At 63.9% G+C, this 13,510-nt stretch carries 15 protein-coding genes; 6 read left to right on the forward strand and 9 right to left on the reverse strand.

Annotated features, from left to right (window positions below; genetic code table 11):
• Window positions 1-217 precede the first annotated feature (217 nt).
• Both gyrA and E5675_RS11315 read left to right on the forward strand, forming a co-directional pair.
• Complete coding sequence (gyrA, locus tag E5675_RS11310; RefSeq protein WP_136174608.1) at window positions 218-2,938, forward strand: DNA gyrase subunit A; 2,721 nt, start codon at window positions 218-220, stop codon at window positions 2,936-2,938.
• Window positions 2,935-3,243 (forward strand): DUF952 domain-containing protein, encoded by a 309-nt coding sequence (locus tag E5675_RS11315; protein WP_136174609.1) that lies wholly within the window; start codon window positions 2,935-2,937, stop codon window positions 3,241-3,243. The genes gyrA and E5675_RS11315 overlap by 4 nt, the downstream gene beginning before the upstream one ends.
• 30 nt (window positions 3,244-3,273) lie before the next feature.
• Here E5675_RS11315 and E5675_RS11320 read toward each other — a convergent pair whose 3' ends face one another.
• The 3 genes from E5675_RS11320 to E5675_RS11330 form a co-directional block, all read right to left on the reverse strand.
• Window positions 3,274-4,695 carry an FAD-dependent oxidoreductase gene (locus E5675_RS11320; protein ID WP_168707850.1) on the reverse strand — a complete coding sequence of 474 codons (1,422 nt, stop codon included), beginning with the start codon at window positions 4,693-4,695 and terminating at the stop codon, window positions 3,274-3,276.
• Window positions 4,674-5,234 carry a peroxiredoxin gene (locus E5675_RS11325; RefSeq protein ID WP_136174611.1) on the reverse strand — a complete coding sequence of 187 codons (561 nt, stop codon included), beginning with the start codon at window positions 5,232-5,234 and terminating at the stop codon, window positions 4,674-4,676. Before E5675_RS11325 ends, E5675_RS11320 begins: the two co-directional genes overlap by 22 nt.
• A gap of 151 nt (window positions 5,235-5,385) precedes the next feature.
• Complete coding sequence (locus E5675_RS11330; RefSeq protein ID WP_136174612.1) at window positions 5,386-5,772, reverse strand: glycine zipper 2TM domain-containing protein; 387 nt, start codon at window positions 5,770-5,772, stop codon at window positions 5,386-5,388.
• A gap of 165 nt (window positions 5,773-5,937) precedes the next feature.
• Here E5675_RS11330 and E5675_RS11335 point away from each other — a divergent pair, with 165 nt between their 5' ends.
• Window positions 5,938-6,780, forward strand: a complete 843-nt coding sequence (locus E5675_RS11335; protein ID WP_136174613.1) for a TauD/TfdA family dioxygenase — start codon at window positions 5,938-5,940, stop codon at window positions 6,778-6,780.
• A 52-nt stretch (window positions 6,781-6,832) separates the two neighbouring features.
• The gene (locus E5675_RS11340; protein WP_136174614.1) at window positions 6,833-7,294 is read left to right on the forward strand and encodes a host attachment family protein; all 462 of its coding nucleotides are present in this window, start codon (window positions 6,833-6,835) and stop codon (window positions 7,292-7,294) included.
• Window positions 7,295-7,330: 36 nt separating this feature from the next.
• Here E5675_RS11340 and E5675_RS11345 read toward each other — a convergent pair whose 3' ends face one another.
• Both E5675_RS11345 and E5675_RS11350 read right to left on the reverse strand, forming a co-directional pair.
• Window positions 7,331-8,323, reverse strand: coding sequence for a hypothetical protein (locus tag E5675_RS11345; protein ID WP_136174615.1), 993 nt, complete (start codon window positions 8,321-8,323; stop codon window positions 7,331-7,333).
• A 73-nt stretch (window positions 8,324-8,396) separates the two neighbouring features.
• On the reverse strand, window positions 8,397-9,059 hold the full coding sequence (locus E5675_RS11350; protein ID WP_136174616.1) for a lysoplasmalogenase: 663 nt from the start codon (window positions 9,057-9,059) through the stop codon (window positions 8,397-8,399).
• Between the two features lie 75 nt (window positions 9,060-9,134).
• Between E5675_RS11350 and trmFO the strand changes: the two genes are divergently transcribed.
• Entirely contained in the window at window positions 9,135-10,484 is a 1,350-nt protein-coding gene (gene trmFO, locus E5675_RS11355) for a methylenetetrahydrofolate--tRNA-(uracil(54)-C(5))-methyltransferase (FADH(2)-oxidizing) TrmFO (RefSeq protein WP_136174617.1), read from the forward strand.
• Window positions 10,485-10,493: 9 nt separating this feature from the next.
• On the opposite strand, the gene E5675_RS11360 is transcribed toward trmFO, so the two are convergent.
• Window positions 10,494-10,961, reverse strand: coding sequence for a hypothetical protein (locus tag E5675_RS11360; RefSeq protein ID WP_136174618.1), 468 nt, complete (start codon window positions 10,959-10,961; stop codon window positions 10,494-10,496).
• 136 nt (window positions 10,962-11,097) lie between these two features.
• On the opposite strand from E5675_RS11360, the gene E5675_RS11365 reads away from it, so the two are divergent.
• Complete coding sequence (locus E5675_RS11365; RefSeq protein ID WP_136174619.1) at window positions 11,098-12,003, forward strand: hydrogen peroxide-inducible genes activator; 906 nt, start codon at window positions 11,098-11,100, stop codon at window positions 12,001-12,003.
• A 197-nt stretch (window positions 12,004-12,200) separates the two neighbouring features.
• Here the strand turns inward: E5675_RS11365 and E5675_RS11375 are convergent, their stop codons facing one another.
• From E5675_RS11375 to pgsA, 3 genes are read right to left on the reverse strand one after another with little or no spacing between them, the layout of a single operon-like run.
• Window positions 12,201-12,641 (reverse strand): molybdenum cofactor biosynthesis protein MoaE, encoded by a 441-nt coding sequence (locus E5675_RS11375; protein WP_136174621.1) that lies wholly within the window; start codon window positions 12,639-12,641, stop codon window positions 12,201-12,203.
• A complete protein-coding gene (locus E5675_RS11380) occupies window positions 12,638-12,895 on the reverse strand; it encodes a MoaD/ThiS family protein (RefSeq protein ID WP_210727515.1) in 258 nt (85 codons plus the stop codon). The genes E5675_RS11375 and E5675_RS11380 overlap by 4 nt, the downstream gene beginning before the upstream one ends.
• Window positions 12,896-12,905: 10 nt before the next feature.
• The gene (gene pgsA, locus E5675_RS11385; protein ID WP_136174622.1) at window positions 12,906-13,478 is read right to left on the reverse strand and encodes a CDP-diacylglycerol--glycerol-3-phosphate 3-phosphatidyltransferase; all 573 of its coding nucleotides are present in this window, start codon (window positions 13,476-13,478) and stop codon (window positions 12,906-12,908) included.
• Between the last annotated feature and the right edge of the window lie 32 nt (window positions 13,479-13,510).

The raw sequence follows: 13,510 nt of genomic DNA on the forward strand, positions 1-13,510 counted from the left end.
CTTTAGGGCCGGCGAAGCGATTGGCAAGCCCCGCGATGCGCCGTGATGACGTCACGCCTTCACCCCGTTTTCTCGCATATTCCTCGCTGTTTTCGCATATAAAAAAATCCCGGCAAAGCGACCGAATCGCTGGTCTTTGCCGCCCCCATCGGCTAGACCAAATCCATCTCCCGAAAGAGCAGAAAAAGGCCGGGTCTTGACCGAAGAAAATACGCCTATGCAGCCGTCCGACGACGGCGTTTCGCCGATCAATATCGTCGACGAAATGAAAACATCCTACCTCGATTACGCGATGAGCGTGATCGTCAGCCGCGCGCTCCCCGACGTGCGCGATGGCCTGAAGCCGGTGCACCGCCGCATCCTCTACGCGGCGCAGGAAGGCGGCTTCGTTCCGGGCCGCCCGTACAAGAAATCGGCGAAGATCGTCGGCGACGTGATGGGTAACTATCACCCCCACGGCGACAGCGCGATCTACGACGCGCTCGCGCGTATGACGCAGGACTGGTCGCTGCGCGTGCCGCTGATCGACGGTCAGGGCAATTTCGGCTCGATGGACCCCGATCCGCCGGCATCGATGCGGTACACCGAAGCGCGCCTCGCCAAGACCGCGATGGTGCTGCTCAACGATCTCGACAAGGACACGGTCGACTTCCAGCCCAATTATGACGCGAGCCGCGACGAACCGACGGTGCTCCCGGCGCGCTTCCCGAACCTGCTCGTCAACGGTGCTGGCGGCATCGCGGTCGGCATGGCGACCAATATCCCGCCGCACAACCTCGGCGAAGTGATCGACGCGACGCTCGCCATGATCGACCGCCAGCTCGAAGGCGGGCCGCCGGTCACGCTCGAGGAACTGATGGCGATCGTCCCCGGTCCCGACTTCCCGACCGGCGCGATGATGCTCGGCCAGGGCGGCGCGCGGAGCGCCTATGCGACGGGCCGCGGCTCGATCATGATGCGCGCGACGCACATCATCGAGGAAGGCAGGAACGACCGCCAATCGATTGTTCTGACGTCGATTCCTTTTCAGGTCGGTAAGTCGGGCCTCGTCGAGAAGATCGCCGAGGCGGCGCGCGACAAGCGGATCGAGGGCGTCGCCGACATCCGCGACGAATCGAACCGCGAGGGCGTGCGCGTCGTCATCGAACTGAAGCGCGACGCGACCGCCGAGGTCGTGCTCAACCAGCTCTGGCGCCACACCCCCGCGCAGTCGAGCTTCCCCGCGAACATGCTCGCGATCCGCGGGGGCCGCCCCGAGATGCTTGGGCTGCAGGACATCCTGACCGCCTTCATCGCCTTCCGCGAAGAGGTCATAACGCGCCGCTGCAAATTCGAACTCGCGAAGGCGCGCGACCGTGCGCACATCTTGCTCGGCCTCGTCGTCGCGGTGTCGAACCTCGACGAGGTCGTCCGCATCATCCGCGGTTCGCCCTCACCCGCTGCAGCCCGCGAAGCCCTGCTCGCGCGCGAATGGCCGATCGGCGAGATCGCCCCCTACATCCGCCTCGTCGAAGCGATCGAGGGCGAGATGGAGGAAAGCGCCACCTATCGCCTGTCCGAAGTGCAGGTGAAGGCGATCCTCGATCTTCGCCTCCACCGCCTCACCGCGCTCGGCCGCGACGAAATTGGCAAGGAACTCGGGGAGTTGGCGACCGAAATTGAGGAACTGCTTTCGATCCTCGCCGACCGCGTCAAACTCTATGGCGTGATGCGCGAAGAACTCGTTGCGGTGCGCGACGAATTCGCGACGCCGCGCAAGACGCTCGTCGCACCCGCCGCCGACGGCATCGACGACGAGGATCTGATCGAGCGCGAGGAGATGGTCGTCACCGTCACCCTCGACGGCTATATCAAGCGCACCCCGCTCGACACGTTCCGGGCTCAAAGGCGCGGCGGCAAGGGCCGCGCGGGCATGGCAACCAAGGACGAGGACGTCGTCACCGAACTGTTCGTCACCTCGACGCACACGCCCGTCCTCTTCTTCTCGACCGCGGGCAAGGTCTATCGCATGAAGGTTTGGCGCCTGCCCGAGGGCGGACCCGCGACGCGCGGCCGCCCGATGGTCAACCTGCTGCCGCTCGCGCAGGGCGAAACCATCTCGACCGTCCTCCCGCTTCCCGAGGACGAGGCCGAATGGGGCAAGCTCCACGTCATGTTCGCAACCGCGAAGGGCAGCGTGCGTCGTAACAGCATGGACGCTTTCACCAACGTGCCCTCGAACGGCAAGATCGCGATGAAGTTTGAGGGCGACGACGAAGACGACCGCCTGATCGGCGTCGCGCTGCTCGACGAAAGCGACGATGTGCTGCTCGCGACGCGCCAGGGCAAGGCGATCCGCTTCGCTGGCGACGACGTCCGCGAATTCCAGAGCCGCAATTCGACCGGCGTGCGGGGCATGCGCCTTGCCGATGGCGACGCGGTGATCTCGCTTTCGATCCTCCACCGCGTCGGCACCAGCAGCGAGGAACGCGAAGCCTATCTCCGCGCCGCGCCGTGGAAGGATAACGAGAACGAACCGACGCTACCCGGCGACCGCATGGCCGAACTCGCGGGCCGCGAACAGTTCATCCTCACCGTCTGCGCCAACGGTTATGGCAAGATCTCGTCGGCCTATGAATATCGCCGCACCGGCCGCGGCGGTCAGGGTATCACCAACATCGACAATATCGGCCGCAACGGCCCCGTCGTCGCGAGCTTCCCCGCCACCAAGGTCCATCAGCTCATGCTCGTCACCGACCAGGCGAAGCTCATCCGAATGGGGCTCGATTCGATGCGCGTCATCGGTCGCGGCAGCGCCGGCGTGCGCCTGTTCGACGTCGCCAAGGACGAACATGTCGTCTCGGCGGCGCTGATCGAGGAAAGCGACGAGGAAGACGTCGAAGGCGAGGCGGGCGTAGTGCCCGAATCCGAAGCCCCGACCGAGGCAGCGCCCGAATGACCGCATCGACGGCCTTCAAGGTGCTGACTCAGCAGCAATGGGCCGATTTCGAGCGCGAGCGCGTGTTCCGCGGCGCGCCGGTGGATATCGCCGATGGCTATATCCACCTGTCGACCGCCGAGCAGCTCGAGGCGACGATCGTCAAATATTTCGCGGGCGAAACCGGGCTGATGATCGCCGAGGTCGACCTTTTCCTCCTCGGCGATGCCATCCGCTGGGAACCCGCGCGCGGCGGCGAGCTCTTTCCGCATATCTATGCCGAGCTGCCGATCCATGCGGTGGTGAGCCTCCAGAAGCGCGACTGAAATCGGCCGGATGCGTCCGCGACCGCTATGTCATGAATGCGACGGACGCCAGCGGTTGGAAGGCGTCAAAGCAGTCGCGGCATCCCGTGCCAGGCGTTCGGCCATCGCAATTGCGTTGGCGGCGGCGGCTGCCGAAGATACGTAGTCGAACGCTCCTTGCCTGCCGCAAAGAAGGATGCCCCAATCGGAAATCGCCTGCTTGTCGCGTTCGAGATCGGCCACAGCGTCCGTCCGATAGATGGGATAGGCATGGGGTGTCAGATGATGGCCCAAAAGCTCGATATCGCCGTCAACAAGCAAGCCGAGCGAGTGTGCACTGGCCATAAAATCCCTGTGCGCGGCCTGAATGTCCACCGGACCGCTATGCGGAGCGAGCGGAATCTCGACGGAAATCCGGTGCAATTCGTGCGAACGGCCGTAAGGACCGGAAAAATCGATCATGCGTTTCCACCGTCCGCTATTCGAAAAGTTGCTCATGACCTCAGCATCGAAACCTGGATCGCCTTCAAAACTATAGAAAAGCGTAAGCAGACTGACGGTTTCAAATCGCTGATGAATTGGTATGTCGATCAGTCGGGCCGTCACGGGAACCGGGATTGTGGAGACGACGGCATCGAATCGTTCGGTCTTGCGATCGGTCGATACGAGAAAGCCGCGCTCGTCCTTTTCGATACCCTGAACATTGGCTTCCGTTCGCACGTCGACACCTTCGGCCGTCAGCGCGCACTCGATCACGGCGTACATATGCTGAAAACCAGCCCGCGGACGCGCGAGCGCGACTGCGTGTTTTCGCGGTTTCCAAGCATCTCGCAAGCTCGTTGCAAACCGGTTCCGAAACCCTGCCAAGTCGACCAGCTTCGCCATTCGCTTGGTTGCGAAGAGCGGGTCGATCTCATGATCGTGCAGCGAATACAGACGTTCGATATAATTTTTGAGCCCCCCGCCCATGTAAATTACATCGCCGACATAATAGCGGCAGATTGCGGGTAATGTATCGCGAGTCCGGTTCGCCCACTTGTTCCACAGGATGCTCGCCCCGGCGCGGAGCATGGTCAGACTTCCATGATTCTTTCGATATCCACTTATGCTGAGGGGATATCGATCCTGCTTTCCCCCTTCCGTCACGGTCCGGACGCGCAGGTCGAACTCGACGAAATGATCGATCAGCCCGGGAAATATCCTGAACACCGGATGATCCGGGCTGAAGAAGAATGCCCCGATATCATAAGGAAACCCGTCCACCTCAGGGCTTTTGTGCAAGCCGCCGAGGATATCGGCGCGCTCAAAAAGCGTTATTTCTCCGGCATTCAGGCGTTTGGCATGCAGGGACAGAACGCTGCCGGTCATGCCGCCACCGAGAACCGCCACGCGCCTGCGTTTCATTGCGGGCCGCTCTGCGCCTTCCACCAAATTATTCTCAAACCTGAAAGTCAGCGTTTCCGGGCTTTCCACGCACGCACCGCCGCCATCGTCTTTTCGACATGCGCCTGCGGCTTGCTGTCGGTGTAGCTCAGCAGGATCGTCCCGTTCGGCGCGATGACATAGGATGTTCGGTTCGACAGCATCGTCCCGTCCGGGCGCCGCATGGTCGAATCATATTTCGCGGCGACCTTCGCGCCCGGATCAGCGGCGACCGCAAATTTGTCGCGGCATTCGGACTTCGAAAACTCCGCGACGCGTTCGATATTGCCCGCGGTGACGCCGACGACGCGCGCGCCCAGCTTGTTGAAGTCGTCGCTCGCTTCGGCGAACAGATGCGCCTCGATCGTGCAGCCGGGAGTGAAGGCTGCGGGGAAGAAATAGAGCACCACCGGACCCTTCTTCAGCGCCTCCTTCAGCGACAGGTTGAACGGCTTGCCGCCCCGCGCCGCGTTCAGCGTGAAATCGGGCGCTGTCGCCCCTTGCTGAAGCGCCGCGATGCCCTGCGGCGCGATGGCCGCCAGCGACAGGCCGAGGCCAGCCGCCATCGCGAATTTTGCGAGAAATTTCATCAGCGGCCTCCACCATCACGACGCGAATATCTTCCGCCGGAAGCCACTCTACCACCTTATTCGCAGACCGCAATCGGCCGACCGGCTGACGCCGCGCCAGCGCGAGCCTTAGCTCGCGCGGCGCGAACGCCAGCCGGCGATCACCCGCCGATCAGCAGCGGCGGCCGCCGCGATCGATTTCGCGGCCCAGCAGCGCGCCCGCGGCGCCGCCGATGATCGTGCCGGGAAGGCGGTCGCCATAACGGTCGACCTCGCGGCCGAGCAGGGCGCCCGCGGCGCCGCCGACGATCAGCCCCGTGGTCCCGCTGCCGCGCCGGCAATAGTAGCGGCGGTCGCGATAATGGTTACGCCGATAATCGCGTCGATAGTCACGCCGGTAATCACGACGATAGTCGCGGCGGTAATCACGATAATCACCGCGATCACCGTAATAGCCATGGCGGTGATGGCGGTCGCGCGCCTCCGCCTCGGCTGGCAGTGCCGCGACGGTGCTAGCGCCGATCAAGGCCGCCAACGCCAGTTTCTTGAACAGGAACATCTGTCTTCTCCGTCTTGCCCCCGCGGATCAGATTAGGGCGGCAAAGATGGCGCTCCGCTGAATTGCCGATGCGCCTGCGCGTTGCGCGCATCAGTTCGGCGATCTTTCGGGGCGGTTTGCCGCTGCCGATTGACCGCACGCCGCAATCGGCGCAGCATCCTTGCCATGACGCTCACCATCACCCCCAGCGGCCAAGCGTGCGGCGCGCGCGTTACCGGCGTCGACCTCACGCAGCCGCTCGACGCCGAGACGATCGCCGACATCCGCGCTGCATGGCTTAATCATCATGTCCTCGCCTTCCCCGGCCAGAAAATGAGCGAGGCGGATCTTGAGCGTTTTACCGGCTATTTCGGCGGCTTCGGCGACGATCCCTTCATTCGCCCGATCCCCGGTCACGACCATATCATCGCGGTGAAGCGCACAGCCGACGAAAAAGCGCCGCTTTTCGCCGAAAACTGGCACAGCGACTGGAGCTTTCAGGCGCGCCCGCCCGCGGGCACCTGCCTTTTCGGTATCACCATCCCGCCCGTCGGCGGCAACACCGAATTTGCCAACCAGCACGCCGCACTCGACGCGATGCCCGCCGATCTTCGCGCGCGGGTCGAAGGGTTGCAGGCGATCCACAGCGCCCGCGCGGGCTACGCGCCCCAGGGCATGTATGGCGCAAAGGACAAGGATCGCAGCATGGATATCCGCTCGGGCGACGAGGCGCTCGAAACGCAGCTCCACCCCTTCGTCCGCGATCATCCCGAAACGGGCCGCAAGGGCCTCTTCGGCTGCGCGGGCTACATCATCGGCTTCGACGGGCTCGACGATACCGACGGCCTGCCCTTGCTCTACGAACTGATCCAGTGGCAGGGCCGCGAGGAATTTCGTTACACCCATGTCTGGGAGCCCGACATGCTGATCATGTGGGACAATCGCTCGGTCCTCCACCGCGCGACAGGCGGCTACGACGGCTACGACCGCCTGCTCCACCGCACGACGATCGCGGCGTGGGACGGATAACGAAACCTCGCACCGACCCCGCGCGTTGCTCTTGAAAGAAGGAGCAAGAGACATGACCCTCCCCAATAACAGCCTCGTCCTCGTCGCCGATGGCTGCAAGGCGCTGTTCCTGCGCAATCAGGGCGACGAGCAGCGGATCGACCTGCGCACGGCCTCGCACCGGACACGCGACGATCGCAAGGACAGCGACATCAAGACCGACGCTGCGGGCCGGTCGAGCCGCCCCGCCGGTGCCGGCGGCTTTCAGGACACGATGGAGGAACCCGATTTTCACCAGCAGGAGGAAGACCGCTTCGCGCGCGACCTCGCCGAAAAGGTCAATGCGATGGCGCTAGCCGGCCAGTTCGACGCGCTCGTCGTCGTCGCGCCGGCGCGCACGATGGGCGAGTTGCGCCCGTTATGGCATAAGGAAGTCGGCGCAAGGATCGTCGGCGAGCATGTCAAGGAAATGACCGACCGCCCGATCCCCGACATCGAAGCGCTGCTCGTCGGCGAAGCGGCGCCGCCCCGCTAGGGGACGTCTCGCTATATCCGGCGCGGCAGTCCGATTCTAATCGGTGAGCCCGTTGGTTCCGATAAAGCTTCCGGCCACGGCAAAGTCCGCGTTGCTCATCGAGAGCAAGAGCCCGACTTCCCTTGCATCCGGGCCATAGCTATCGCCGATGAAACGACCGCTAAACTCGCCATCGTCAGATCGGATGGTGCCTGCGAAACGGCTATACTCGTCGCGTCGCAACGCCCCGGTCAACTCGAACCGCCGACTGCCGAGCATCCAGACTCCGGTTACCAAGCCGCTGCTATAATTGACTGAAACGCTAGGCGAATTCGCGACAAAATCGTCGACCCCTTGCGGAACTTCGGAAAGCTTCAACTTGCCCGAATAGAGCATGGCGCCGCTGGCAGGAACATCAATGGCATCGCTCCGCTGGCCTGCCAGGAAGAATTTGCTGCTTATGGCGCCGGCTTCACCTGGCTTGAACGAGTTGATGATCTCGCTATGAAAATTTGCGCCCGCCACGAACTTGATAGCGGACGTATATCTTTCGACTTCTGCCTCAAGTCGCGTTGCGCCCAATGTATTCCACCGCAGCAGGAAGCCGTCGCCGTCTTTCCGGACCAAGTGCCCGGCTCCGATCAGCGTCGAAATAAAGCCGCTGGTCCCATTATGCGTGTAATAGAACTCCGCATCTTTGATATCAGGGATGCGCGGTATATTTACATCCCATAGCAGGCTCGCGAGCGGCGTTTCGAATAACTGAGCGGTCGAATAGTCCAGTCGATATCCGGACGAAGTCGTCGTGTCGGGGATTTCTCTGAATTTTGCCTCAGCCATGGGCGATTGAAAGGATGGCGATTCCCGGGTGAAATCGAAGGGATCGATATAGGTGACGGGCACGGGTGTGGGCGTTGGTGTCGGGGTAGGGGTAGGAGTCGGCGTGGGCGTCACGACCACCGGCGGCGCATCGCCACCCGAGTCTTCGTTGCATCCAATAAGGAGCAACAAAGGCAAAACGGCAGCGCCGATCCCAAACCTCTTGTGCAATTATATTCTCCCTACGACAGCAGTTCGGCTAACGGCACAGTAGTTATTGCAAATTTCAGACACAAGGCTCCCGCTACTTCTCTTCTACGGTGAGGCTCGCTATCACGCCCCATGCGATCAGCGCCTGCCCCGCAAAATAGAGCGGCCAGACGAACCACATGGTGACGTCCTTGCTCAACACCGCGCCCTCGCCCGCGAAGATGAACAGATCGCTCGCGAGGAAGAGCATCGCTCCGACCCCGGTGCGATAGCGCGGAAAACGGCTCGTCCAAGCGGCGGACGCCATCGCGGCGACGAACAGCGAATAGACGGCGGCGTGCCACCATCCGGGCGCGGGGCTCAGCATGCCCCAGACGATCACCAGCGTCGCGGGCATCGCCAGCCAGCCGAGCAGGCGCTGCGACGCCGTCGTCGCGGCTCGCCGGTTGGTCAGATACAGGGTGATCGCGATGATGTGCCCCACCACAAACGCGACCGCGCCCGTCTCGAGCCCCTTCGCATCGAGCAGCCAGTCGCCGAGCGCGCCGAAACCAAGCGCCGCCGCGATCAGCCCGCCGTTCCTTTCGCGCGCATTCGCCGCAGCCCACAGCGCCAAAAAAGCGACTCCGCTCGTCTTCCATGCCCAGATCGCGGGCCCGTCGAGCCGCTGCACCACCGCGATCATGAAACTGACGCCGCCGAACAGCGCCAGCCACCACAGCCACCGCGCCCGATCCCAACCCTGCTCGCCGTTCATCCCGCACCCCTTTGCATCTTGCTTTCAATGGGCCTAGTGCGCGGCGGACGAACTGCAAGTCAACGTTTAGGGTAAATAGTGGCGCACGACATTCACATCATCGGCGGCGGTCTCGCGGGCTCCGAGGCGGCGTGGCAGCTCGCCGAGGCGGGCTATCGCGTGCGCCTCTCCGAAATGCGCGGGGGCGGCGACATGACCCCGGCGCATCAGGGCGACGCGCTCGCCGAGATGGTGTGCTCCAACAGCTTCCGCAGCGACGATGGCGACAGCAATGCCGTCGGCCTCCTCCACCGCGAAATGCGGTCGCTGGGCTCGATCATCATGCGCGAGGCCGACGCCACGAAAGTGCCCGCGGGCTCGGCGCTTGCGGTCGACCGCGATCTCTTCTCCGGCGGCGTCACCCGCGCGCTCGAAAACCACCCGAACGTCACCATCGTCCGCGAACGCATCGACACGCTCCCCATCGAGGGTCTGACCATTGTCGCCACCGGCCCGCTCACCGCCGTTGGCCTCGCCGCCAGCATCGGCGCCGCAACGGGCAAGGACGCGCTCGCCTTTTTCGACGCGATCGCGCCCATCGTCTACCGCGACAGCATCGACATGAACGTCGCGTGGATGGCGAGCCGCTGGGACAAGGTCGGGCCGATCGGCGACGGCAAGGATTATATCAACTGCCCGATGGACAAGGACCAGTATCACGCCTTCGTCCAGGGGCTGGTCGACGGCGAAAAGACCGATTTCAAGGACTGGGAAAAGGACACGCCCTATTTCGAGGGCTGCATGCCGATCGAGGTGATGGCCGAGCGTGGCCCGGAAACATTGCGCTTCGGCCCGATGAAAGGCGTCGGTCTCGATAATCCGCGCACCGGGCGCTGGCCCTATGCCGTGGTCCAGCTCCGCCAGGACAATGCGCTAGGCACGCTGTGGAACATGGTCGGCTTCCAGACCAAGCTCAAGCACGGCGCGCAGGTCGAGCTGTTTCGCACGATCCCGGGACTCGAAAAGGCGGAATTCGCGCGCCTCGGCGGTCTCCACCGCAACAGCTTCATCCGCTCGCCCGAACTGCTCGACGGCCAGCTCCGGTTGAAATCGGCGCCGCATATCCGCTTCGCCGGCCAAATCACCGGCTGCGAAGGCTATGTCGAAAGCGCCGCGATCGGCCTCGTCGCCGCGCGCTTCGCGATCGCCGAGCTCGGCGGCCTTACCCTGCCCCCGCCGCCGCCCGAAACCGCGCTCGGCGCGCTGCTTGGCCACATAACCGGCGGCGCCGATGCGTCTTCCTACCAGCCGATGAACGTCAATTTCGGCCTCTTCCCGCCGCTCGCCGAGGATGTGCGCAAGATGGATCGCAAGCTGGGCTATACCCAGCGCGCGGGCACGAAGCTCGCGGAGTGGATAAAGCAGGCCGAAGGCATCGCGGCCTAACCTTCGGCCTCAACAGCTGCACTTCGGTTTCGCCGCGCGCTTCGGCGCCGTTGTCGCGAATTCCGCGCGCGTCAGATCGCCCGACTTGTCGGCATCGGCCCCGGCAAAGCGTTCCCCCGTCGCCACCGCCCATTCCTCGAAGGTCAGCAGATTGTTGCCGTCCTTGTCGAGCTTGCGGAACGCCGCGGTGCGCGATGACATCAATTCGACACGGCTGATCTTGTCGTTGCGGTCGCGGTCGAAGCGGTTGAAGCGCCGCTCCTCGCGCGACGCCTCTTTCGCGGCGGGCAGCGCCGGCGGCGCAGGACCGCGCTTCGGCGCATTCGCCGCCGCCACCGGAATCGCCGGCAAGGCGGGCGGCGGATCGGGCAGCACGTCCTCTTCGGCAATCTGCGTATAGCCCTTCCACATGAACAGCCCGCCGGTCAGCAGCAGCGCGCTTGCCACACCACCGATCAGAAATCGCGAAACCGCCATCCGCCCCTCCGCGTCCGTTGATCGACCCTTGCTATCACGGCGCGCGTGCGGGCGCCAACGGACGCCGCCATAATGGCGGCGAATTTTGATCGACAGGGTTGTTCAAAATCGCAGTGTCAATTGCTATATCCGATCAATGCACAATTACCTCCCCTCGCTGAAGCAGATGCAATATCTCGTTGCGCTCCACGAGCACGGCCATTTCGGTCGCGCCGCCGACGCGTGCAACGTCACCCAGTCGACGTTGTCGGCGGGCATCCGCGAGCTTGAGACGCTCCTTGGCCAGACGCTCGTCGAACGCACCCGCCGCGTCGTGCGCTTCACCATGCTCGGCAACGCGATCGTCGAAAAGGCACATCGCGTGCTGCGCGAGGCCGAGGAACTCGCCGATATGGCGGCCGCCGCATCGGCGCCGCTCGTCGGCGAGCTTCGCATGAGCGTCATCCCGACGATCGCGCCCTTCCTCCTCCCCGGCCTGCTACCGCGGCTGCGTAAGGAACGCCCGTCGCTGAAGCTCTTCCTGCGCGAGGAACCGAGCGCGCAGGCTTGCGAGTCGCTGCACCATGGCACGGTCGACTGCGTGCTGCTCGCGCTCCCCTACGCTTGCGGCGATGTCGAGAGCGAGAAGCTCTTCGACGATGCGCTCTTCGTCGCCTTTCCGGGCGAACAGAGCGAAGACCTGCCCGCGATGGTCAGCGCCGACCAGCTCGACCCGGCGCAGATGCTGATGCTCGAGGACGGGCATTGCCTGAAGGACCATGTCCTCGCCGCGTGCAACCGCCCCGAATTGCGCGCCGGGGCGCGGATGATGGGCACCTCGCTCCACACGCTCGTCCAGATGGTCGACAATGGGCTCGGCATCACGATGCTGCCGCAAATGGCGATCGAGGCGGGCATCCTCGATCATACCGACATCGACACGCGCCCGCTCGATTCGGAGCATGACTGGCGCACCATCGCGCTCGTCTGGCGCAAGGGCAGCCCGCGCGCCGACGAATTCCGCCTGCTGGCCGACATTTTCCGGAAGCATCAGGTGGCATGAGGAAGGTCGGGAACCCACCGATTGCTGCCGTCTCATTATTCGTCACCCCGGACTTGATCCGGGGTCCCGCTTGATGCCGAAGACCGGTCGACGCCCCAAAAAGCGGGATCCCGGGTCAAGCCCGGGATGACGGAAGTGGAGGAGAGCAACGACAGCTCTCCACCCCTAATCGGACATTCGCGCGTCCTTATAACCGGCTAACCCCACCGTTCAGCGCGACCGTGGTCGCCTTCGCGCGGTTCGACCCACGCCACCCGCCCGTCGGCGAACGTCTCGCGCTTCCACAGCATCACATCGGTCTTCAGCCGGTCGATCAGAAACTCGCACGCCGCCAGCGCCTCGGCGCGGTGTGCGCTGCTCGCGAGCACGAGCACGATCGTCTCGCCCGGCGCTATCGCGCCGACGCGATGGATCAATGTCAGCGCCGACAGCTTCCACCGGTCCGCCGCCGCATGGGCTAGACTGCCCACTCCGGCCTCGGTCATGACCGGATGATGCTCAAGAAACAGCTCGGCCAATCCGTCGTCGCCGCGCACGCGTCCGATAAAGCTCGCGCTGGCGCCATGCCCGCCCGCATCGTGCAGATCGAACTCGGCGGCGACCTCGATCGCCGATGAATGGACCGATACCCGGATCATCCCCCCGTCACCGGCGGAAACAGCGCAAGCTCCCGCGCACCCGACAGCGGCGCATCGGGACCCATCATCACCCCGTCGATCGCGGCGCGGATGCGGTGTGGCTCGGCAAAGGCCAGCGCGCCCCGCGCGTCGCGCGCGGCCAGCCACCCGATCAGCGCGCCGACGTCGCCGACGCCCACGGGCACATCGACCGTCTCGTCGGCCACCCCCATCCGTTCGCGGACCCAGGAAAAATAAGCGATGTTCAGCGCCATCGGTCCGGCCTCAATCCATATGCTTCAAGCCGACGCGCAGATAATCCCAGCCGGTGATCAGCGTCAGCACCGCGGCGCCCCACAGCGAGACGAGCCCGACCATCTTGATCCACGCCATTGCGGGCAAGGCGCCCGCAAGGATCAGCGCGCCGAACGAGACGAGCTGGAAGGTTGTCTTCCACTTCGCAAGCTGCGTCACCGGCATCGACACCTGCAACGTCGCCAGAAATTCGCGCAGCCCCGACACAATGATCTCGCGCAGCAGGATCATCAGAGCGGCGATGACATGCCAGCCCGCGATATCGCGCGTGAAGACGAGCAGCAATATTACCGCCGCGATCATGATCTTGTCGGCGATCGGGTCGAGGAATGCGCCCAGCCGCGACACGATTCCGCGCGAGCGTGCAACATAGCCGTCAAAATAGTCGGTAATGCCCATCAGGCAGTAAAGGCCAAAGGCGAGCGCATAGTCGATCGGCTTCGGCTGATGCGACCCCTCCACCACCCCGGGCCACAAGAGGAAAAGCAGGATGGGAACCGCGAGGATTCGCGAAAGGGTCAGGATGTTGGGAAGACTAAGCATGATCCCCGTCGATATAGGCGGTCCAAAATGAC

Origin of the sequence: Sphingopyxis sp. PAMC25046 (assembly GCF_004795895.1) — a bacterium.
Lineage (GTDB): Bacteria > Pseudomonadota > Alphaproteobacteria > Sphingomonadales > Sphingomonadaceae > Sphingopyxis.